The sequence below is a fragment of the Corynebacterium sputi DSM 45148 genome, from assembly GCF_000427865.1.
GTDB lineage: Bacteria > Actinomycetota > Actinomycetes > Mycobacteriales > Mycobacteriaceae > Corynebacterium > Corynebacterium sputi.
The window spans coordinates 1-23,032 of sequence record NZ_ATYV01000010.1 but is presented as its reverse complement, the minus strand read 5'-3'; the positions used below and the strand labels follow the sequence as shown (position 1 = coordinate 23,032).

Sequence of the window (23,032 nt, the reverse complement as noted above, 5' to 3'; positions counted from 1 at the left end):
TCACTCTGGACGGTGGTGCTTACCGGCGTCGGGGAAACCCCATCCGGCAGAGTCGGTCGACGGTTCGCCCCAGGATGGGGATGTCGGGGGCGCCTTCGGGGCGTCGGGAGCAGCTGGCACGTCAGTGGAATACGGCGACGGCGCTTCCCACGGATCGCTAGCGGGCTGGGTCTCGGCCGGGCCGAGATTCCAACTCGGCGCTTCCGGCAGTGACGGAACACCATCATCGGTGTCCTGACCGGATGCGCTGAGATTGCCACCGTAGGTGGAGCGTCCTACCTGAACGTGGGTCATTGACTGCGAAAGCGTCGAGAAGGTTCCCGCGTCCGCGGACGGCTGCCGGTAGACGGTGGTCATCTCCGGGTCGACTGCGGTGCCGCCGGTGCGTGCGCCCGCAGCAGAGAGAGCCCACTCGGCGAAGACGTCATTGGCATCGCCTTCGATACCCTGGAACAGCTCGGTGGAGGTCACCGGTCGTTGCTGACCGTCCTCCCAGACCTGAAGTTTCGTTCGCAGACCTGCAGCGGTCGGGTCCGTCGAGAGGCTCCGCAATGCCTCGGACCATGCCTCATCTGCCACTCCCGAGCGGCGCACATCAGAGCGCAACGCCCGATCCTTCAGTCGGACCAGCGGGGAGTTTCCGTCGCCACGCTTTCCGTAGAGGTCAGAGGGGTTCTCTGCGAGGTACTCATTGCGTACTCGAGCCTCATGCAAACCCGACTCCAGCAGCGAGTCGAACGAGACCTGTGCCCAGTTCGGCTGGAACACAGTGTCGCGAAGAGTGTTGACGGCGGAGTTGATGTCCTGCTCGTCAGGAGTTGCTTCAGCCAAGACGGTGGACCTAGGCATTCCCGCATGCGGGATGGAGAGAGGCGTCGAGGTATCCAGGTCATCGCCGAACGGACGCGAGACCGCCCGCGCGATAAATGCGCTCCAACACTGGTGCTGGAAGTAGGCCTGAGTTGCTGCCTCCATAGAGACCACCGACCCGCTGAAGTTCCGCTCGGCGGTGTCGACCTGGTTCTCCAACAGGGTGATCCATGCAGTGCGGTCGTGTTCTTCCCGCTTGGCCTTGGCGAAGACGTTCATTTGGACGATGAGGATCACCACCGTCGTCAGGAAGATTCCAGACAAGCCCCAACCCCAGTGCAGTCCGGCCCAGCGCTCCCCGGTGCCGCTAGTGACAGCGTTGTACAGCCACCCCGGGGGAATCCGGTAACCAAAGGGTCCGCCGCCACCGAAGCAGAAGTAGCCAATGATGATGACAAGTCCTGCCCACAGTGCAGTCAACCAGCGGAGGGTCTTACGCAGACGAGCCTCATTGCCGGTGTCGGCACCTGAGACCTGCTCCAGTTCACCCCGCAGTTTCGCGAGGGTTTCAGCGCTTTCGCGGAGGGAACGCTGGGCATCGTCGACGATGCCCATGAGTCCCTCAGCCACGCGCCAGGAGTAACTCCGGGACTGCTTGTCCCGCCACTGATTGAACCGTCCACGCAGTTCCATGACTGAGCGGTCGGTGGTCTGCCGGGAGGCGTATTCCAGTGCGTTGGCGTAGGCGCGGGCGCCGTACGGGTCGGACGGTTCCACGGTCCCGGATGCCAGACGGTCACCGAGAAGTTCATTGAGAATCGGGTGGGAGCCGTCAAAAGAATCGGAGACATCACCGGCGATGAGATACGGCGCGGAGACAATCATCGGGTTGTCACGGTTATCCACCGGACCGATCTGACCTTGCCGGGGAGTGCCGTCCGCCAGGGTCAGCGCGGTGCTGACGTACAGACGCCACAGTCCCGGGGCCTCCGGAGGTGCCTCTAGGCGCAGCCCTTCCTCAGGAGTAGCGATATGGGCGATGCTGTTGCGTACCGAGCCCGATGCCTGCGCTAGCCCTTCCATCGTGACCGCTGGACTGCTGCCGTCGTAGCGCCCGCAGACGACATCAACGGCGGACTTCTCGCCGTACAAGGTGCGCTGCACCGCGCGGGCGAAGGTTCGCTGGACGCGCACGGTCTGATTACCGGGAATGTCCGCCGGGTTCGTGAACGCATTGCGGAAGAAGTACTTCAGGAACGTGGTGAAGGCCTTCCAGCCCTGCACCTGCTGTGCCCTCTGCTGCGGAAGTTCCGCTGGCTGATGCACCAGGTCCCGGTACGCCTGATCCAGGAATCGGCGGCTGACGGCCTCGGTGATCTTGTCGTCATCCCCAGTCGCGATGACTCGGGTGTGATCCGAGCGGAGCGGCTGAGGCATCCGCTCGTTGACGTCTAAGGTCCGTCGACGGGCCTCGGCCTCAACCACGGTTGTGTCCACGCGGCGGTGGAACACGCGGATCAAACGGACGTTGCCCGGCTCGCCGGTGCTCATCGGCCCATCGGAACCGTCTAGCAACGGTGCCCGATCGGCACCTGCCCACAGACCAGCGAGGCTGGCCAGAGCCGGCGCCGCGTATTCGGCCAGTTCATCAGGACCATCTGAGCGGTACTTGCGCTCGCGCGAACCTGCGGATGATTCAGCGTCCTCTGGAGACAACACCAGCGTCGCGCACCCTGGGATCGCCACGGGAGCCTGTGCCGGCAATGGCAGTCGCGGCAGATACAGGTGGAAACGACGAACCGGCTCCGTCAGAGCCTTGTCGATCTCATTGGTCCACCTAGTCAGGGAGAAGACGTTGAGCGTCGATCCCTGTGCGCCTGGTTCATCCAGGGCAATTAGCATCACGCGGCCGCCAGCGGCAGTGCGCAGTGCATCGGCGACGCCCCGACGAATGATGACAACTCCATCGGTCTCGTCGTGGTCGATCACCTCCATCTCCGCGGCAGGGTCAGCCAGGTCCACCCAGTGGAACCGGGACACCAAGCCCAGCGTCGCCAGGTCGATGAGGTTCGACCGGACGGCGTGGGCACCGGGGCCGCTGCCGAGGAGAATCGTCGTATCGGTCATCAGAGCATTCCTTCACCGAACTGAGGGAGCTGTGGCGTTGCGTCCACGTTCTCCGAGGGAGAGGACCAGGAGGGGCCATCTCCGGGAACGCCACCCTGGTTGCCCTGGGCGACGGGATTCTGCGCAACCTGCTTGGCCTCATCGAGCTTGATCAGCAGGTCGTGGAGCATCTTGTCCACGTCATCCGCCAGATCCCGGTACATCGGCATCTTTGAAGCAACACGGCGGTCCGTGACGTTCGCGAAAGGCTTGGCCTCAACAGAGGCGCCCGGCAACGTCGAATGCCCAGAGGCACGCACGAAGTTCGCGGCGTACCCGACGGTCCCCTGCAGCAGCTTCTTAGCCGCCTCGTACCTCTCGTCAATGGTCGTTCCATGACGGGTGGTGCCGGTCTGCGGGTCCTTGCCGTCGCGAAGCCAATTCGCGAGGTTCACCACAGCAGCGTGGGTCAATACTCCGGTGGTCGGACCGGTACGGCCCGTGTCATACAGCTCGCGCAACAGGCGGTAGGGGCGCAGCGAATCACCAATCCGACCGCCGGAGGGCACCGACTGGATCTGCGCGTACGCCAAGAGGATTGACTCCAGCACCGCCGGCAACCAGTCCTGGGTGCCGAAGAATTTCTGCGGCGGAGTCAGCATCGGGCTGGGGAACGCGACCCATTCTCGGTTGCCCTCGTCCCAGATATGAACAGTTGCCTCGCTGCTTCCCTGGTTCGCGATGTACACGTGACCGGTGAGCATGCCGACGTGCCAGCCGGCGACCATCGCCTCGCGCTCGACATCGGTCATCGGCAGGGCAGCCGGCAGCGGACGGGCGCGTCGCTGCGACCAGAAACTGGTGCTGTTGCGGCCGCGTGAGGACCAATCCCGAGCGATGTGCGGGAACAGCGAACTGAACACCACTGGCGAGTAGTTCGGGTACGAGCCGAATACGTCGATGCTGAAGACCTTGCGGTCAGTGGTGCACGCAGAGTCGAAGGTGTTCAACGTGGTGGAGTCGCGGGTGGTATTCGCCTCGATGATGGCGCGCAGCTCATCCTTCGCAGCGAGAGCCTCGAAGGGAATCTCGGAGAAGTTGTAGTGGTACTCCTCCTTGCCGGCTCCGTAGACCAAACCGAGCATTTCGGTGTTCACCGCAGCCAGGGGACGGGCCAGGGCGAGCACCGACTGGAATGCGTTGCGCAGGCGTTCGACGCGAGCGGCGTGCTCGGCGTCGTTGGCGGCGTGGCTGCGCTCCAGGTAACTACGCAGGTCCACCTCGATGAAGTTCGCGAACGGCTTCGCCGGGCGGTGCACCCACATGCGGGAGCGCTCAATCAGGTCCTCCGGGCGCAACTTAATGTCGAAGTTCGCCGGGCGCGACTCGCGCCTCTCCCCTCCCCTGGAGGTCGGCAGAGTCAGGTGCTTGGAGATCCAGCCGGTCCGGTTGCCCGGGCGCTGGCCATTCGAGGGCGGACATACCGTGTTCTGGGGCGCTTTCTGGCTGCCCTGGGTGTCCCATTCGCCGTTGACGATTTCGCGCACCGCGGTCGAAATCGCTTCATCGAGGGTCCGCAGGTCAGGGACGGTGACGCGCATCGTTTCTTGCAGCTGCACCTCATAATCGGAAGCGAACTTGTCGGTATTGGAGATGACGATCTCGTTCGCCGATCCCCGGAACCGATCGTTGATCTTCTCCTCGCCGTCGCGCGGCCACGCGGTCGGCTCGTCCGTCGCAACGTCCGCGAGGTTCACCGATGCGTCCTTCTGGTCCGCTGCGCGGTCCAGGTCTGCATGCAAAGCGCTTAACGACGCCTGCAGCCGACCCAACACATTCACCCGGAAATCCTCCAGGATCTGCCGCAGTCGGCGGGCGACCTCAACGAGGAAGTAGTCGCGGAATCCCCCACTGAAGCTGCCGATGATCTCTTGGAGGATCGGCCCGGAGTTCTTCACCTGCGCCTTGGTGCCAAGCTCGCGCAGCTTCTGGTCATAGAAAGGGTTGCGGGCCATGGGGTCGAGCCCGGCGCGAGAATCAATCAATTGACCGAGGGTCGGCTCCATCGACTCGTGGATCTGCTCAGAGAGGTACCGAACGGAGGCCTCCACGTACGGGATTCCGTAGCGGGCGAGGTCCTGCTCCACCGAACCAATAAAGCGGTCTGCCATTTCATCGGCGTACGCGTGGACGGTGTCGTAGGCGCCATTGCGCAGCGCCTCCTCGACCCCGGGAGTCGCCTGGGAACGGCGGCCCTCAATCATGTCTGCCCACTCATTGGAGCGCTGTCCATCACCGTTCGGGAAGATGACCGAGAGCTGCCTTTGAGATTCTTGCACGGCGGGGTTGCCATGCCCGGAGAAAATCCGACCAACCCAATCCGCCATAGCATTCTGGTCAAACTGCGGTCCGAGGTTTTGGGGGTAGAGGGAGTTGGTAAGGAACGTCGGGAAGCGTTCTCTGAGGCGCTTTTGAAGCTGTTCCTGACCGGTGGATTCGTCACCCTTTTCCATGTGCCCGTGCAGAAGTTTGTCGAAGGAAGAGCGAGCCAGGCGCTGCGCCGAGTACTCCGCGTACCGGTCGCGGCCCATCGAGAGCTGCGCGAATCCCATCGAGCCCCACGGGACGCCGTCCCACGAGGAGGTGCCCCAACCCAGGACCGAGCGGTCGCCTTCTTGGGAGCCGGTGTTGGCCAAGGTGTAGGACTTGAAGTCGATGGAGGCCTTCTCTGAGGCCATCAGTGCCGCAAGCGCGCGGGCGAGGCCACGGTAGACCGAATTCGCAGAGCCATCACCAAACCGCGAACCCTGACCGCCCATGCGGGCGCCAATCGGGAACAGTCGACCAAAGGTGACGTCCTGCGGGCTGGCCTGCAGACCAGTAGCGCGGAAAATCTCACGGTCATGGGAGGCGCCAGCGCCGACCTGAGCCGCAAAAGCCTCACCGAACATTGCCAGCGAGTTGGCCCAGGCGCCCTGCATCTTGTCCGCAGAAATGTTGCCGAAGATCTCTGGGGTCACCATAAACACAGCGGTGTGCGCCGGCTTGACCAGCGGCATCGTGGACAGGAGCCTTGCGACGTCAAAAGCCATCGACGCACCCGAACCACCTGCCATCGAACCGACGACGAGCACGACCGGCTGATCATCCGAGTGATCTGCCCATTGGCCGGTGATCTGGTAGTTGAGGTGGTTGAGCTCCTCGTTCGTCTCCACCAGAGTCAAGCGGTTGACCGCCTCAGTCAGACCTGCGTGGATCTTGCCTAGGTCACCGATGGTGAGCATGCGACCGATGCCGCGGTACTGACCAGCGCCATCAGAAATGGGAGTGTTGAGCTGCTCTGGCTGACGAGGCGCCCAGGTAGCGATCTCTCCCAATGCACCGGCCTGACCGAGCTGCTGCGAGAGCCCCTGGTCAAAGTGGTTGTAGTGCATCTGGCTGCCGATGCTGATGTACTGGCCGCCGGTCTGCTGCACGTTCGCCAGGCCGTCCGGACCCTTTTCAGAGACGATCGGCACGTCGATCGTGACAAACTGCCAGGCGGCCGGAAGCTCCGACCGCTCCGGATCGATCTGCCTCAAGTACGCCTTGAGCTGATCGATCATGTAAGCCTGAGTCTTCGCACCGGAACCGCCACAACCGACTACCAGGTACTTCTGCATTCGTATCCCCTAATTCTCTGGATGAAACTCGGATTACCTTGTCGGCGGCTACCGGGGCCCGAACCCCTGGTCCGGGGAGCCAAAGCCCCCGAAACCGTCGCCGTCTTCGCGTCCACGGTTCTCACCATATCCGGTGCCCCAGCCCTCAGAGGTCCCAGAACCGGGGTCACTTGCACCGAAGCTACCTGCTCCGGAGCCGAATCCCTGCCCTCCGGAGCCTGGGGTGTCCGGGGTGCCCCATTGTGCGGGGCCCGGCGGTGTGGAGTCCGACTGAGCTCCGGTGGGCTCGGCTGCGGAAGCGTTCTTGGGTGCCTTGCGGTCAGAGCGCTTTCCTCGTCCGCCCGAGGTTCCCGATGGGCCGGTGCCGGATCCGGTTGGGTGCTCCACCGCCTGGCGGGTCAACTGCTCGATGAGGCCAGCCGCATCCAAGCACACCGCGTCCACCATCTTCGCCAGCTGCTCGCGGGTTACGTTCTCCGCCGGAGCCAACACCACTGTGATCTGGTCATGTCGCACGGGGTCCATCGTGATGAACCAGTGGTTGTGCACTCCCAGCGGCAGGCGTGCCGAGGTTCCGGACGTCGCCGCATTATCCGCGATCGACATCGGATGCTGCGCGACGGCCACCGCCGGGCTGAACGGGCTGAGCCCGAGCTTCACTGCAACTCGGTTGCCCGCCAGATCAATAGATTTTCCATTTGAGACGGTGCGCGGGGCTTTCGCGAACTCTTCGAAGGAGACGTCGAACTCGCCGCCACGGTCCGTGCGCAGGACCCTGCCTCCGTCGGTCTTCACCGGGATTGCCATGGCGTTGATGCCAGGGGTCTTCGGGATGCGGCCGGTGAGGGCCTTCATCGCGTACATGACTCCCAGCGGAATGAGCAGTGCCGTCAACAGCAGCACGACGAACGCGACACCAAAGGTTCCGGCATCAACGACGGAGCGGACATTGCCGCGCAACCCGACGTTCGTCTCTCCCACTCCGGCATCATCAATGCCCTCCCACTGAACCGGGATGGACTGATTCAAGATGGGAGTGTCTGCCGGCTGCTCCAAAGTGAAGGTCACCGGCAGAGTTCCGTCACCGGCAGACAATGCCGATTCCGGAGAATTGTGCGGAGATGAGTAAGCGACCTGAACTCCATTCATGTCCAGCACGCCGTCCTCGACCCACACCGACCCTGGCTCCCCGACGGGAATGTCGATAGTTGTCTCAGTGCCTGCAATCGTCACGTCGACCGCGTTCGGCAAACTCGGCTGATTCGCCGGAGTTACTGACACATCCTTGGTGAACAGCAACGGGGTCAGCGGAGTGCCAGGAACGTCCCCGAAGTCCGCGGTGGTGATGTCCACTCGCAGACTCAGGACACCAGATACCTGACCAAGCACGTTATCGAGGGGAACCTGTGCGGTTCCTTCAGAGATATTCATCGGAACTGGGCCGAGGGGAATCTCTGCCCCGTCGTTGCCAAGGACAGTGGCGAAAAGGTTCGCCTGACCGTCGAAACGCTGGGTTTGTCCTTCGCGGTTCAACAGGCTGACCTCGATAGTGTCCTGATTCGAGTAAGAGAGGAAGCCGTTCTCGCCACTGTTGTTCACGGCGATTCGCAGACCCGGGGAGACGTCAACCGACATGCGGTACGACGCATCGCCTGCTGGGTTCGCGAGCCGATAGCCAAAGGCCCACTCGCCAGCCCAATCTCCTTCGTTGAGCATCCTGAGGTCGAAGACACCGTCGAAGGTCTCGTTGCCCTCGACAACTACCTCCGTGGCCCCAATCTGGTTCGGGCCCGGCTCCAGGACATGCTCCTGTCCATCAGGAGAAATCAGCATCGGGCTGGCCCCGGCAAACGCGGAGGTGTCACCGCCATCCGGGACCGCGCCGAGCTTCACCTCGGTAATGGAGTTGTCCAAGACGAAGGAGCGGGTCTCCCCCATCGGGACGTCGTTCTGAATGAAGGATGCTCCTTGAGGAACCATCCGTCGGAAAGCGGAAAGAAGTGCGCCAGCATCACCAGCATCGATGTGGGCGCCATTCGCACCGAGGCCCGAGCATTCGGTCCCCTGGGAGATCTGCGGCAGCGTCTGGCGCATCTCAGTGGTCTCGCCGGCATCCGTGGAGGCCAGGCCGACCGTGAACACCTGCACACCGTCCGCGCGCAGCCGCGCTACCGGACCATCCGGGCGGCACACGTCCGCCATGATCGCGCCGGTGTCCGCTCCGCTTTCCACTGTCGGAGCACCATCGGAGAAAAACAGCACGCTGCGGCAGTCCGCCGAATCCGTGCCGAACTCGTTGGCTGCGCCGTCAAGGGCTTGCGGGTAGTCGGTGTACAGGTCGTCATCGCGGTTCTCGAAGGCGCCGATTGTGCCGTCGACGTTCGTGCCATCACCGGAACGGGAGACCTCAGTCCAGCCACCGTCGGCCGGGTAATAGGTCTCGCCGAAGCCCGACACCGCTAGGCGCACAGAGGCACCGTAGTCGTCGGCGTAATCGGCCATCGACCGCGCGAAGTCCAAAGCGGCGTCCACACGCAGCGCATCCGGGTCATTCGACTCGTCGGTGTGGTTGCCAGCCAAGGAACCAGACTGGTCCATCACGATGAGGATGTCCGCCGTCGGAGAGTCGCTACCCTCCTGGTTCGCTCCCTGCAGACACGCAGCGAAGTTGTCAAAGGCCTGCTCATTTACTGGGATCGGTCCGTCGACTCCCTGAGCCGCAGCCGTCCCTGCTCCCAGCGCTCCGATCGTCCCAGCCACCCCGGCTGCTGTCACGAGCCCCACGGCCCGCCGGAAAAGTCCGCTCATCGCTGAACTCCGATCCACTGCGCTAACGCCACAGCCGTGAGAATCACACCGAGCAAACCGATCGCGACCGACGCGCGATAGAGGTACACCTGCCCAATCGTTCCGATGTATGGCCCGGCCGCCTGTCTTTTCGTGTCCTCAGTGACGTGGACTCCAAGCAATACGAAGCTCAGGATTCCGGCGAGGAACCAGCCGATTCCCGCGGTCACCGGACGCAGCGAATCTGAATATGCCGTGGCAAACAGCGTGTAGCCGCCCAACAGCAGCCCCACGATCGCGGTCACCGCAGCTGCGATGACCCAACCCCATGGGCCGGTAGCGGTAGCAGTTGGCTGCGGCTCGGAGAAGTCCGGCACCTTCGGCGCCGTAGAACCATCGTCAAGGGCAAATCCGCTTGACGACGTCCCCTTCTCCCCACCACCAAACCCTCCCGACGGAGAGGCTGAGAAACCCGAGCCGCCAGACCCAAAACCCGGGCTGCTACCAGCGGTGCTTCCTAATCCGTCACCGAAACCCGGCGCCCCGGAATCATCCGACGGAAATCCGCCGAACGAACCCGGGCCGCCGCCCTGGTTGTCGTTCCTCGAGTTCACTTCCGACGACTCCTCATTAGCTAGGGGTGAAGGTTCCCAGTTTACCTAGCATCGTAGTTCAGCCACAGGTCCGGGCAAGGACTCCCCTGCTAGCCGTGCCACCAAAATTGGGGGCATTGCCGGCGGCTCCGCTTCGGTAAAATTTGCTGGTCACACCATGATTCGACAAATTCGAAGCGGAGAGCCGCGTGAACCAGCCAGGCAACAACTTCGACGAGTGGGCTCAGCCCTCACCTCCGGACACTGCGTATCTCCCTCCGCAAGGCGGACCGGCCCCTCAAGCGGCGCCGGTTAGCCCTGAGCCGGCGCCGCCGGCCGGAGCGAATTCCCCCCAGTACGGAGCGCAGTCTTTCGCGTACCCGCCCAATGGTGGTGGGCAGCCTCCGGGACAGCCGCCAGTGGCTGGTTACCCTCCGCCGGGGATGTACCCCCCACAGCAGCCCGAGCCGAAGAAGAAGTCCAACGTCGTGCTCGTCGTACTTGCGATCATCCTCGGGCTCGTGCTCATTGCCGTGTTGATCTGGGCTTTCTTCCAGATTCGTGGTGGCGAGGAGGATTCCTTCGCCGCGGAGCCGCTCGAGGTCGTCGCCGCCGAAGACTCCTTCCAAGACGAACCTGCGGTGGCTGTTGAAACAGTCGACGAACCGGCCCCAGCACCTGCCTCCGCACCAAGTTCCTCAGATCTGAGCCAGTACGGGTTCCCTGCCGGGACCTCCTGCCCTTCCGGTGAATCAGTTCGGTTCGTCACTGAATCCACTGATGGGACCGTCCGGGCCGCGATCTGTGAGAACAGCAGCGGGAGCCTTACCTACAGGGGATATACGACGGGCAATGGGCTCTCTCCCGTGTTGAGTGCCTTTCAATACAGCATGACGTACCAGGCGACCAACGGATCTACGACCTACAACATTGGTCCAGACCGCATCAAGGCCAGCAATGCGGGTAACGGACTACTGGACACTGCTGCACGCCAGATCGGGCCTTAAAGCCGCAGAGGCGAAGCGGGGACCCTGACTGCGCGGAACTAACACCTCGCGCGGTGGCAACGGATTACCCGCAGAGTGGCAGAAATCGGCGTTCTGACGCCCTAAATTGCCACGCAGCGAGGAAGTCACTGCCACGGCAGGAGGGTCTCGGTCTGGTGAGGGCTGAGGATTGGAGGCTGGGGGCGTCGGGAAGCAAAAAACGCCGACCGCCACCCCCTCCCGCGTGAACGGGTGAGAGAGGCGGTCGACGTGGTTCGGTCACCTGGGTGGGTGAAACCTAGTCGTCGTACTGCGGGATGTCATCCAGCGGAACCGCACGACCGACCGGAGCGGCACCGTAAGCGTCCTCCGCACCGTAGATATCCTCGCCGAGCGAGGTGAACGGTGCAGCAGCTGCGCGAGCAGCCTCCTCGGTGGGCTCAACCGCGATGTTGCGGTAACGGGCAATACCCGTACCGGCCGGGATGAGCTTACCAATGATGACGTTCTCCTTCAGGCCGATGAGCTTGTCGGAGCGCTTGTTGATCGCAGCGTCAGTAAGCACGCGGGTCGTCTCCTGGAAGGAGGCGGCCGAGAGCCAGGAATCCGTAGCCAGGGAGGCCTTGGTGATTCCCATGATCTCCTGACGCATGTGAGCACCCTTGCCACCGCTCTGAATCGCCTCGCGAGACGCGGTCTTAGCCTCCGCGTGCTCGACGAGAGATCCCGGCAGGAAGCTGGTGTCACCGGAATCGATAACCGTGACACGACGCATCATCTGACGGACGATGACCTCGATGTGCTTGTCGTGGATGGCCACACCCTGATCACGGTAAACGCCCTGGACCTCTTCAATGAGGTGGCGCTGCACACCGGTCGCACCGCGGGTCTCGAGGACCTCGTGCGGATCGGCGGCACCCTTGATCAGCTGGAAGCCACGCTCGACGTGGTCACCGTCGCGCAGGGTACGGGTGCGGCCACCGATGGTGACCTCAGCCAGACCCTGACGCTTGGACAGCTTGTCGTAGACGATCTCGTCCGAGCCATCATCCGGGATGATGGTCAGGGAGTAGAAGTGATCGTCCTCGTCGAGCTGCACGCGGCCGGCGGCCTTGGCAAGCGGAGCGACGTTCTTCGGCACACGCGCCTCGAACAGCTCCTGAACTCGCGGCAGACCACCGGTGATGTCGCCACCGACACCACCCTGGTGGAACGTACGCATGGTCAGCTGGGTACCCGGCTCACCAATGGACTGCGCGGCGACGATGCCGACAGCTTCTCCGATGTCGACGAGCTTGCCCGTAGCCATGGAACGGCCGTAACAGGTCGCACACACACCGGTCGGGGTGGTGCACTTCATGACCGAGCGGACCTTCACCTTGCTGGCACCGCGCTCAATGAGGAACGTGACGTCCTCTTCGTGCAGGTCGGTGCCCTTGGCGAGCAGCACGTTGCCATCGGCGTCGACGACGTCCGAGGACAGGTAACGAGCCATAGCCGAGGTCTCGGCGTAGGGGTTACGAACGAGCTGATCGGTCGGCTCACCGGCAGCGTCGAGAGCGTAGGAGGCGAGCTCCACCTCGATGCCGTCGTTGGTAGCGCAGTCTTCCTCGCGGACGATGACGTCCTGCGCCACATCCACCAGACGACGGGTCAAGTAACCCGAGTCAGCGGTACGCAGAGCGGTATCGGCCAGGCCCTTACGGGAACCGTGCGAGTTGTTGAAGTACTCCAGGACGGACAGACCTTCGCGGAAGGAGGTCTTGATCGGGCGAGTGATGTACTCACCACGCGGGTTCGTCACCATGCCCTTCATGCCTGCCAGCGAGTGGATCTGGCCCATGTTTCCGGCCGCGCCCGACTTCACGATCATCGGAATCGGGTTGTCATCCGGGTACAGAGCCTCAACCTTCTGACCAACCTCAGCCGTAGCGGCCTTCCACAGGTTGACCAGAGACTCGTGGCGCTCCGCACTGGAGAGCTTGCCGCGGCGGAACTTCTTCTCCACCGTCTCGGCCTTCTGCTCGTAGGAGTCCAGGAGCTCAGCCTTGTTCGGGAGAACCAGCACGTCAGCCATGGTGATGGTGACGCCCGAGCGAGTAGCCCAGTAGAAACCGGTGTCCTTGAGCTTGTCGACGGTCTGAGCGACGGTGATCATCGGGTACTTGGCAGCCAAGTCGTTGATGATCGCAGCCTGCGGCTTCTTCGCCATGACGCCTTCGACGTACGGGTAGTTCCACGGCAGCAGCTCGTTGAACAGAACGCGGCCGAGAGTCGTGACCGTGGTCCACTCCTCGCCCTTGTTCCAGCCATCCGGGAAGTGCTCCGCCTCGATCTCCGCGGTCGGGCGGAGGTGCGAAATGCGAACCTTAATCGGGGACTGCAGACCGATGGTGCCGCGGTCGAAGGCCATGATGGCCTCGGACGGGTTGGTGTACACGCCCTCTTCCGGATGATCCTCGGTTGCCGGCTTGTACGAGCCCGGCAGCTCCGGCTTCTTCAGAGTCAGGAAGTACAGACCGGTCACCATGTCCAGACGCGGCATAGCCAGCGGCTTACCGGACGCCGGGGACAGGATGTTGTTCGAGGAGAGCATCAGGATGCGAGCCTCTGCCTGTGCTTCGGAGGACAGCGGCAGGTGAACTGCCATCTGGTCACCATCGAAGTCGGCGTTGAAGGCCTCACAGGCCAGCGGGTGCAGCTGGATGGCCTTACCCTCAACGAGCACGGGCTCGAAGGCTTGGATACCCAGGCGGTGCAGGGTCGGTGCACGGTTGAGCAGCACTGGGTGGCCGGTGATGACGTCGTCAAGCACGTCCCACACCTCGGGACGCTGACGCTCCACCATCCGCTTAGCGGACTTGATGTTCTGCGCGTACGACTTAGCGACGAGCTCCTTCATGACGAACGGCTTGAACAGCTCAAGCGCCATGAGCTTCGGCAGACCACACTGGTGCAGCTTCAGCTGCGGACCAACGATGATCACGGAACGACCGGAGTAGTCGACTCGCTTACCGAGGAGGTTCTGGCGGAAGCGCCCCTGCTTGCCCTTGAGCAGATCGGACAGCGACTTCAGCGGACGGTTGCCCGGTCCGGTGACCGGACGGCCACGACGACCGTTGTCGAACAGTGCGTCGACGGACTCCTGCAGCATGCGCTTCTCGTTGTTCACGATGATCTCGGGTGCACCGAGGTCGATCATGCGCTTGAGGCGGTTGTTGCGGTTGATCACACGGCGGTAGAGGTCGTTGAGGTCAGAGGTCGCAAAGCGGCCGCCGTCGAGCTGGACCATCGGACGCAGCTCCGGCGGGATCACCGGAATGCAGTCGAGGACCATCGCGGCCGGGTCGTTGCCCGACTGCAGGAACGCAGCGACAACCTTCAGGCGCTTGAGAGCACGGAGCTTCTTCTGGCCCTTGCCGTCACGAATGATGGTGCGCAGCTCATCGGCCTCAGCGGCCAGGTCGCAGTTGCGGATGAGGGTCTGAATTGCTTCAGCGCCCATGCCGCCGGTGAAGTAGTCCTCGAAGCGATCGACGAGCTCGGTGTAGATGCTCTCGTCGACGATCATCTGCTTCGGCTCGAGCTTCTCGAAGGTGGTCCAGATCTCGTCGAGACGATCCAGCTCACGCTGCGCACGCTCGCGGATGTGGCGCATTTCGCGGTCAGCCGCGTTCTGCGCCTTCTTGCGGGCGTCGGCCTTGGCGCCGGCAGCCTCAAGCTCGGACAGGTCCTGCTCCAGAACCTGGGCACGCTCAGCCAGCTCCTGGTCGCGGTCATCCTCGACGAGCTTCTTGTCGACGAGCATGTCGGCACGCAGGGTCTCCAGATCCGCGTGACGCTCCTCGTTGTCGACCGAGGTGATGATGTTCGCTGCGAAGTAGATGATCTTCTCGAGATCTTTCGGAGCGAGGTCGAGCAGGTAGCCCAGGCGGGACGGAACGCCCTTGAAGTACCAGATGTGGGTCACCGGAGCGGCGAGCTCGATGTGGCCCATGCGCTCACGACGGACCTTGGCCTTGGTCACCTCGACGCCGCAGCGTTCGCAGATGATGCCCTTGAAGCGGACTCGCTTGTACTTTCCGCAGGCGCACTCCCAGTCCCGGGTGGGACCGAAGATACGCTCGCAGAACAGGCCGTCCTTTTCCGGCTTCAGGGTGCGGTAGTTAATGGTCTCCGGCTTCTTGACCTCGCCCTTGGACCAACGACGGATGTCGTCGGCAGTGGCGAGCCCGATACGAAGCTCATCGAAGTTGTTGACGTCGAGCACCTGTTATTCCCTTTCCCCCGCGATCTTCTCGTGCTGCGGGAGTTTCATGCTGGTGTGCGTGACTGTGGATTTCTTTTTCTGTGTGCGGGGAGGGCCCCGACGCGACCCTGCCGGTTAGGCGGAGTCTGCGTCGGTGCGCTCGTCGCGGGACAGGTTGATGCCCAGGGAGGCCGTGGCGTGGTCCAGTTCGTCATCGTCGGTGGTGCCGAGTTCCATCGGCACACCGTCAGCGGACAGAACCTCGACGTTCAGACACAGCGACTGGAGCTCCTTCAGGAGAACCTTGAAGGACTCGGGGATACCCGGATCCGGGATGTTATCGCCCTTAACGATGGCTTCGTAGACCTTGACTCGACCGACCACGTCATCCGACTTGATGGTGAGCAGCTCCTGCAGGGTGTAAGCGGCGCCGTATGCCTGCATCGCCCACACCTCCATCTCACCGAAGCGCTGACCACCGAACTGGGCCTTACCGCCCAGCGGCTGCTGCGTAATCATCGAGTACGGACCGGTGGAACGAGCGTGGATCTTCTCGTCGACCAGGTGGTGGAGCTTCAGCATGTACATGTAGCCCACCGACACCGGGAACGGGAACGGCTCGCCGGAACGGCCGTCGAAGAGACGTGCCTTTCCGTCGCCGTCAACCAGCACCTCGCCGTCGCGGTTCGGGAGCGACGAGCTCAGCAGGCCGGCGAGCTCCTCGTTCTCCGCACCATCGAACACCGGGGTAGAAACCAGGGAGTCAGACGGGACGTCCAGGAGCTCGGACGGCAGGCGCTTGGCCCAATCCGGATCGCCCTCGACGGCCCAACCGGCCTTGGCCAGCCAACCGAGGTGAACCTCGAGGACCTGACCGATGTTCATACGACGCGGAACACCGTGGGTGTTCAGGATGATGTCGACCGGAGTTCCGTCCGGGAGGAACGGCATGTCCTCCTGCGGCAGGATCTTGCCAATAACACCCTTGTTGCCGTGGCGGCCGGCCATCTTGTCGCCGTCCTGGATCTTGCGCTTCTGAGCGACGTAGACGCGGATCATCTCGTTGACGCCCGGCGACAGATCGTCGTCATCCTCTCGGGAGAACACGCGGACACCGATGACCTTGCCGGACTCACCGTGCGGCACGCGCATGGAGGTGTCGCGAACCTCGCGGGACTTCTCTCCGAAGATCGCACGGAGGAGTCGCTCCTCCGGGGTCAGCTCGGTCTCACCCTTCGGGGTGACCTTACCGACGAGGATGTCGCCGTCACGGACGTCAGCACCGATGCGGACGATGCCGCGCTCGTCGAGGTCCTTGAGCATGTCCTCGCCGACGTTCGGGATCTCACGAGTGATCTCTTCCGGTCCCAGCTTGGTGTCGCGGGCGTCGATCTCGTGCTCCTCGATGTGAATCGAGGTCAGGACGTCGTCTTCAACCAGGCGCTGGTTGAGGATGATGGCGTCCTCGTAGTTGTGGCCTTCCCACGGCATGAACGCAACCAGGAGGTTACGGCCGAGGGACATTTCACCGTTGTGGGTACCCGGGCCGTCAGCGATGACCTGGCCTTCTTCAACCCGATCGCCGGTGGTGACCAGCGGGGTCTGGTTGTAGCAGGTGCCCTGGTTGGTGCGCTCGAACTTGCGCAGGATGAACGTGTGGCGCTGACCCTCGTCGTCCATGATGGTGACGAAGTCTGCGGACACGGTCTCCACGACGCCCGAGCAGGGGGCGATGATGAGGTCACCGGAGTCGTACGCTGCGCGACGCTCCATACCGGTACCGACGAACGGTGCCTCGGCACGCATCAGCGGCACAGCCTGCTTCTGCATGTTGGCGCCCATCAGGGCACGGTTGGCGTCGTCGTGCTCGAGGAACGGAATCATCGCGGTACCGACGGAGACCATCTGACGCGGGGACACGTCCATGTAGTCAATCTCGGAAGCCGGGACGACCTCAACGTCTCCACCCTTGATTCGCACAGCAAGGGTTTCGGCGGTGAAGTGGCCGTCAGCGTCGACAGGCGAGTTTGCCTGGGCGACGACGTAACGGTCCTCTTCGTCAGCGGTGAGGTAGTCGACCTGATCGGTGACGGTGCCGTCGACAACGCGACGGTACGGGGTCTCAATGAAGCCGAACGGGTTCACACGGGCGTAGACCGACAGGTTGCCGATCAGACCAATGTTCGGACCCTCAGGGGTCTCAATCGGGCACATACGGCCGTAGTGCGAAGCGTGGACGTCTCGCACCTCCAGGCCGGCGCGCTCACGAGACAGACCGCCCGGTCCCAGTGCGGACAGACGACGCTTGTGCGTCAGGCCCGACAGAGAGTTGTTCTGGTCCATGAACTGCGAGAGCTGCGAGGTTCCGAAGAACTCGCGGATCGCGGCAGAGATCGGACGAACGTTGATCAGGGTGGTCGGCTGAATCGACTCGACGTCCTGCGTGGTCATGCGCTCGCGAACGACGCGCTCCATGCGGGACAGGCCGACTCGGACCTGGTTCTGGATCAGCTCACCGACGGTACGCAGACGACGGTTACCGAAGTGGTCGATGTCGTCGACCTCAACCGGAACCTCGATGCCGGCCGGGGAATCCATCGTCTTGTCACCGTCGTGCAGGCGCACGAGGTACTCGATCGCGGTAGCGATGTCCTGCTCGGTGAGGGTCATCTCACCGGAGCCATCGTTAGCCAGGCCGAGCTTACGGTTGACCTTGTAACGACCGACGCGAGCCAGGTCGTAGCGGCGCGGGCGGAAGAAGTTGTTCTCCAGCAGGGCCAGTGCGGACTCGCGCGTCGGCGGCTCGCCCGGACGCTGCTTGCGGTAGATCTCCAGCAGAGCCTCGTCGGTGTTCGCGACACCGTCGTTCTCCAGGGTGGACATCATGATCTCGGAGAAGCCGAAGCGCTCCTTAATCTCCTCGGTGGTCCAGCCGAATGCCTTCAGCAGGACGGTCACCGGCTGGCGACGCTTGCGGTCGATGCGGACGCCAACGGTGTCGCGCTTATCGACGTCGAACTCCAGCCACGCACCGCGCGACGGGATGATCTTCACCGAGTGCAGCGGGCGCTCGGTCGACTTGTCGATGCTCTCGTCGAAGTAGACGCCCGGGGAACGGACGAGCTGCGAGACGACGACACGCTCGGTGCCGTTGACAATGAAGGTTCCCTTGTCCGTCATGATCGGGAAATCGCCGATGAAGACGGTCTGGGACTTAATTTCACCGGTTTCCCGGTTAACGAACTCAGCCGTGACGTACAGCGGAGCCGAGTAATTGATGTCCTTGTCCTTGCACTCGTCCACCGTGTTCTTCACGGAGTCGAACCACGGATCGGACAGGGTGAGGGACATCTTTCCGGAATAGTCCTCGATCGGAGAAAGCTCCGCGAGAATTTCCTCGAGGCCACTCTTCGGGTCGGCCTCGTTCGGAGCCTCTTCGGCGCGACGCTCGCGCCACTCCGGGGTGCCGACGAGCCATGAGAAGGAATCGAGCTGAAGATCGAGCAGACCCGGAACAGGGATCGGTTCGCTAATCTTTGCGAACGAGTACCTCTTCGAAGCTCCGGGAATACCTGCCACTGCCTTGGTCTGGCGGGAGACTGCCAAGATGCGTCCTTCCAGCACCTCACGCGGAGCGGGGTCACGCCACGCGGTCGCGACGCCCCCTAATTCCGCTCGGTTGTAAGCGTATAAACTGCAGGAACAGGAATGCGTACGTTCAGCCTCCGGACGAGAACCTGAGCAGGCGAAATACCGCCTACCGGGGATACATCAATCGGAGTTAGAGACACTACGACACACCTAATTCCAGCGCAACAGCTCATGTTATATGAAACAGGGTCGCGTGTCTACTAGGTGTCGGTGGTCACAGGCAAATCAGCCCCGTGGTTCGCGTGCGGGGCGTAGAGCCCCGAACAAACCGGCCGCCGTCAAGATAGCACCGATTGCCGCCAATGCAATGCCCAGCGGTCGAACATTCGTCACGTCTCCGACTTCCAGAGCCTGTTCCAGCAGGTCATCCTGGTTAGCCTGAGTCATCTCGCCTTCGAACAAAAGTGCTGTACCGAGACGTTCCCCGTCTTCACTTTCCCACCGCGCGTCGATATCTTCGGCGATGTTGACGATCATTCCGGACTCCGGCTCGATCAACCAGTCACGTGTCGCGGAGTACATCAGGTCCCCCTCCACGGCCTCGTCTCCCTCACCCGGAAACTGAGCGCTGGTGTAGAGAGCGCCATACAGTTCGGCGACGTTCACGTCTTCAACCGTCTGACGGAACGACAGCAGGCGGTGGCCGTCTCGCTCCTGAGATCCGGTGAATTCGGCGTCCACGCTCTGCCTCAGCGCGTCTTCAAACGCCGGGTACGTCTCTTCCTGGGTATCGGCCGGGAATTTCACCCAGTTGCCGCCCATCTCCACCTCAACGGGGACGCCCATGGGCTGATCCAAAAGCCTCGCTGGGCCCGTCGGGAGGCCTGTGAGCCGGTCCACGGTGAACGTCCACGTCTGAGCCTGCACCAGGCCATCCAAGACGTTGCCGGACTGTTCCTCCCCCGGGCGCGTCATCGACGCGCCCACGCGCAGCGACATGGTGTCCTTGTCGGAGGGCTCAATCACCTCGGCATGGAACTGTCGCCGTACCGGACCCTCAACTTCTTCACGGAAGCCGTCTTCTCCAATTCGGGATGTCACGGCCGAATCTGACTCCATCACGAAGGTCGTATCCGGCAGATCAAGAGGTACCCTGGGCTGCTGATCGGTGATCCTGGGCAGCACCGAACCAATGACGAGGAGGGCTGCGCCGAGGCCGAGAACCAGCACAGAAATAAGTTGGGTACGTGACAGCATGGATATAACTCTAGCGACTGTCAGCTGCCGTCGGACCCGTCACCACGCAGTTGCCGCACAGCCCGCAGTCTGGGTACGGCAAAACCCCGCGCCGGACCGGAGAAATTCCGGAACAGCACGGGGTTTGGTCACCGGCACGCGGCCGGCATACACCGACAGAAAGTCGGTGAATCCTCTTACTTGAGGGAAACCTTGGCGCCAGCCTCTTCGAGCTTGGTCTTGGCAGCCTCAGCGTCGTCCTTGTTTGCACCCTCGATGATGGCCTTCGGTGCGCCCTCGACGAGCTCCTTGGCTTCCTTCAGGCCCAGGCCGGAGACGAGCTCGCGGACAGCCTTGATGACGCCGATCTTCTTGGCGCCGGCGTCCTCGAGGACGACGTCGAACTCGGTCTGCTCTTCAGCAGCGGCACCTGCGTCAGCGCCACCTGCAGCGGCGACAGCAACCGGAGCTGCAGCGGTGACGTCGAACTCCTCCTCGAAGGCCTTCTTGAACTCGGTCAGCTCGACGAGGGTCATCTCCTGGAATGCCTCGAGCAGCTCAGCGGTGGTGAACTTAGCCATGTGAATCTCCTAAATGGAATGTGCGGCGAACGCGCCGCGGTACGTACGGGGTGTGTGTTGGCCGAAGCCGGCTCTACTGCTTCTTCTCCTCGAGGGCCGCAGCAAGGCGGGCCACCGAAGCGGTCGGAGCGTCGAGCAGGCCGGCGACGTTCGCCAGAACGCCATTGAAAGCACCAGCAAGCTTTGCAAGCGTGGTCTCGCGGTTGTCCATCTCCGCGAGGGCATCAAACTGAGCAGCGTCGATAGCGACGCCGTCAACGTGGCCGCCCTTGATCACGAGGTTCTGGTTGTCCTTAGCGAACTTCTTGAGCTTCTTCGCGACATCGACAGACTCGCCGCTAATGAAAGCGACAGCCGTCGGGCCGTTCAGGTGCTCGTCCAGGCCCTCGACGCCCGCCTCTGCTGCGGCGAGCTTGATCATGGTGTTCTTGGCGACGGAGTACTGAGCGTCTTCGCCCAGGGTACGGCGCAGCTCAGAGATGGCACCGACGGAAAGACCGCGGTAATCGGTGAGAACGGTCGCGTTAGCGGAATCGAACTTTTCCTTCAGCTCTGCAACTGCAGCGCGCTTGGAGTCATTGACTGCCATGTACTTCGCCTCCTTCCTGATGGTCGTGGGAACCGCCAGTAGGGCTGACACACAATAAACGCCCCGACGCAGTAGGCGTCAGGGCGTCATCTTCAGCACGTCCGCAGCACACCCGAGGGCGGCGCTCGACAACGCGAAGATCATGCTCCAGTCCTACCTGCGTGGGCCGCCAACTGAATGTTGGCCTTCACCTTCGCTGTGCGAAGGGACCGACGGTCTTCGGTGAAACTTGAGTCTCCACGAAACCTTCAAGCATTTTTGCTTTACGACGTCGTGGTCAAACTTCTTCCCACACCCTACACACGGACCCGGCCTGGACAAAATTGCCGTCCGTCGATACGTGAAAACCCGATGAACAGGTCGGATCTTCGGCCTATCGTCATGGCATGAGCAGCAGCAACGCAGATTCCAACCGCGAGCGTCACAAGAAGTTTCTTCCGGCCTTCATCCACTCTCACAAGCATCCCAATGCCATGCCTTTGGGCGTAAACGATTGGGACACCACATTGGAGGACGGCCAAGTTCCCGTCGTCCTGGTCCACGGCACCTGGATGAACTCCTATTGCACCTGGGCGGACATTGCCCCGCTTCTCGTCGAGAACGGCCACCGGGTCTTCGCCACGAACTACGGCAAGGATGCTGACAGCTATGTCTCCCGAGCCCGGGCGGTCTATGCCAGCGACGGCATCCTCCAATCGCAGGTCGAACTCGCCGCGTTCATCAACAAAGTCCTAGAGGATACTGGCGCCCAGCAGGTCGATCTCATTGGCCATTCGCAGGGCGGTGCTCAGGTAGTGCTTTACGCAAACCTCTCTTCCCGCAAGGGCGAGCCGGATCCTTCCACTGGCAAGCGCCTGCCGAAAGTTCGCAATGCCATCGGCATCTCCTCCTCCCACCAAGGCACGACCCTGAGTGGCATCGCGACGCTTGGAAACTGGATTGAGAAGCGAGTCTCTATCCGCGGTTACGCGAAGAAGTTCGTCGGCCAGTGCGCGGTGGATCAGATGATCGACTCGGATTTCATCGTCGACAGCGTCGCCGACCTAGGCCCAGCCGCTGGTGTGAAGCACACGATGATCACAACGCGTTACGACGAAGTCGTCACCCCCTACCACTCCGGATTCCTCGGCACACCCGACCCGGAATCACCGTACGACCACTCGGACACCGAGGTCATCAACCACTGCGTCCAAGACCACGGAAACTCGCGGGACTTCAGCGACCACCTCTCAATCCTCTACTCCCCGCGCACCGCAGAGATCCTCCTCGACACCCTTTCGGGCGACCCTTCCAGACTCCGCCGGCCGACAGCCCGCGGCTTCGTAGTGCCGCTCCTCGGAAAAATCGGCTAGTTCCTCACCTGACGAGTCGGCCGCGAGGTCGTCGTCGGCCCTACCTGACGGCGCCTCCGTGCCACTCCGCCCCCTTTTCGTTTTAGCCGGATGTCACAGATACCCCTAAAGAGTTTGATTCTAAATCGGAGCGACTCCCCTACCTGCACATATACGACAGGCGATAATCCAGGAAGGGGGTTTTGTGCCAGCGCACCGAAATGAATGAACTGAACCCCAAAAGTTAAAGAGACGTAGTTAACACGATACTGAGTCGAACCTCCACGCAATGCTTTGTCGGTACTCCACCGGTGACATTGCGCCGAGCTTTTCTTGAATCCGCTGGTAGTTGTACCAACGCATGTACTGATCAATCTCCAGCGCCAGCTGATCAATGCTGCTGAAGTCCCGGCCGACGAACATCTCCTGCTTCAGATGGCCGAAAAAGCACTCCATCGGCGAATTATCCAAACAGTTGCCCCGCCTAGACATCGACTGCACGATCCCGGCT

The 23,032-nt window shown here is 62.4% G+C and carries 11 protein-coding genes and 1 pseudogene; 2 read left to right on the top strand and 10 right to left on the bottom strand.

Annotation, left to right across the window (positions count from 1 at the left end):
- Genes YWU_RS0106225 through YWU_RS17480 form a run of 4 tightly spaced genes read right to left on the bottom strand, consistent with a single transcriptional unit; the run spans position 1 to position 9,979 of the window.
- On the bottom strand, positions 1 to 2,937 hold the full coding sequence (locus tag YWU_RS0106225) for a hypothetical protein (protein WP_027019790.1): 2,937 nt from the start codon (positions 2,935 to 2,937) through the stop codon (positions 1 to 3).
- On the bottom strand, positions 2,937 to 6,578 hold the full coding sequence (locus YWU_RS0106220; RefSeq protein ID WP_027019789.1) for a tubulin-like doman-containing protein: 3,642 nt from the start codon (positions 6,576 to 6,578) through the stop codon (positions 2,937 to 2,939). The genes YWU_RS0106225 and YWU_RS0106220 overlap by 1 nt, the downstream gene beginning before the upstream one ends.
- 48 nt (positions 6,579 to 6,626) lie before the next feature.
- Complete coding sequence (locus tag YWU_RS0106215) at positions 6,627 to 9,386, bottom strand: vWA domain-containing protein (protein WP_027019788.1); 2,760 nt, start codon at positions 9,384 to 9,386, stop codon at positions 6,627 to 6,629.
- Entirely contained in the window at positions 9,383 to 9,979 is a 597-nt protein-coding gene (locus YWU_RS17480) for a hypothetical protein (protein ID WP_051260113.1), read from the bottom strand. Before YWU_RS17480 ends, YWU_RS0106215 begins: the two co-directional genes overlap by 4 nt.
- A 188-nt stretch (positions 9,980 to 10,167) precedes the next feature.
- On the opposite strand from YWU_RS17480, the gene YWU_RS0106205 reads away from it, so the two are divergent.
- Positions 10,168 to 10,965: a hypothetical protein gene (locus tag YWU_RS0106205; protein ID WP_156892736.1), complete on the top strand. Its 798-nt coding sequence runs from the start codon at positions 10,168 to 10,170 to the stop codon at positions 10,963 to 10,965.
- 277 nt (positions 10,966 to 11,242) lie between these two features.
- On the opposite strand, the gene YWU_RS0106200 is transcribed toward YWU_RS0106205, so the two are convergent.
- The 5 genes from YWU_RS0106200 to rplJ form a co-directional block, all read right to left on the bottom strand.
- Positions 11,243 to 15,214, bottom strand: a complete 3,972-nt coding sequence (locus tag YWU_RS0106200) for a DNA-directed RNA polymerase subunit beta' (protein WP_027019786.1) — start codon at positions 15,212 to 15,214, stop codon at positions 11,243 to 11,245.
- A gap of 114 nt (positions 15,215 to 15,328) precedes the next feature.
- Positions 15,329 to 18,817: a DNA-directed RNA polymerase subunit beta gene (gene rpoB, locus YWU_RS0106195; RefSeq protein ID WP_027019785.1), complete on the bottom strand. Its 3,489-nt coding sequence runs from the start codon at positions 18,815 to 18,817 to the stop codon at positions 15,329 to 15,331.
- A 252-nt stretch (positions 18,818 to 19,069) separates the two neighbouring features.
- The gene (pgfA, locus tag YWU_RS0106190) at positions 19,070 to 20,041 is read right to left on the bottom strand and encodes a cell envelope lipid trafficking protein PgfA (protein WP_027019784.1); all 972 of its coding nucleotides are present in this window, start codon (positions 20,039 to 20,041) and stop codon (positions 19,070 to 19,072) included.
- Positions 20,042 to 20,217: 176 nt separating this feature from the next.
- Positions 20,218 to 20,601 (bottom strand): 50S ribosomal protein L7/L12, encoded by a 384-nt coding sequence (gene rplL / locus YWU_RS0106185; RefSeq protein ID WP_027019783.1) that lies wholly within the window; start codon positions 20,599 to 20,601, stop codon positions 20,218 to 20,220.
- A gap of 73 nt (positions 20,602 to 20,674) precedes the next feature.
- A complete protein-coding gene (rplJ, locus tag YWU_RS0106180) occupies positions 20,675 to 21,190 on the bottom strand; it encodes a 50S ribosomal protein L10 (protein ID WP_027019782.1) in 516 nt (171 codons plus the stop codon).
- A 386-nt stretch (positions 21,191 to 21,576) separates the two neighbouring features.
- On the opposite strand from rplJ, the gene YWU_RS0106175 reads away from it, so the two are divergent.
- The gene (locus tag YWU_RS0106175; protein WP_027019781.1) at positions 21,577 to 22,542 is read left to right on the top strand and encodes an esterase/lipase family protein; all 966 of its coding nucleotides are present in this window, start codon (positions 21,577 to 21,579) and stop codon (positions 22,540 to 22,542) included.
- Between the two features lie 237 nt (positions 22,543 to 22,779).
- Here the strand turns inward: YWU_RS0106175 and YWU_RS15515 are convergent.
- Positions 22,780 to 22,968: pseudogene (locus YWU_RS15515) on the bottom strand (IS3 family transposase); the annotation flags it as partial.
- Between the last annotated feature and the right edge of the window lie 64 nt (positions 22,969 to 23,032).

What these genes read in the sequence shown, in the direction of transcription:
- YWU_RS0106215 (WP_027019788.1), bottom strand. Translation starts at nt 9,386, where the DNA reads ATGAGCGGACTTTTCCGGCGGGCCGTGGGGCTCGTGACAGCAGCCGGG.
- rplL (WP_027019783.1), bottom strand. Translation starts at nt 20,601, where the DNA reads ATGGCTAAGTTCACCACCGCTGAGCTGCTCGAGGCATTCCAGGAGATG.
- YWU_RS0106175 (WP_027019781.1), top strand. Translation starts at nt 21,577, where the DNA reads ATGAGCAGCAGCAACGCAGATTCCAACCGCGAGCGTCACAAGAAGTTT.
- rplJ (WP_027019782.1), bottom strand. Translation starts at nt 21,190, where the DNA reads ATGGCAGTCAATGACTCCAAGCGCGCTGCAGTTGCAGAGCTGAAGGAA.
- YWU_RS0106220 (WP_027019789.1), bottom strand. Translation starts at nt 6,578, where the DNA reads ATGCAGAAGTACCTGGTAGTCGGTTGTGGCGGTTCCGGTGCGAAGACT.
- pgfA (WP_027019784.1), bottom strand. Translation starts at nt 20,041, where the DNA reads ATGCTGTCACGTACCCAACTTATTTCTGTGCTGGTTCTCGGCCTCGGC.
- YWU_RS0106225 (WP_027019790.1), bottom strand. Translation starts at nt 2,937, where the DNA reads ATGACCGATACGACGATTCTCCTCGGCAGCGGCCCCGGTGCCCACGCC.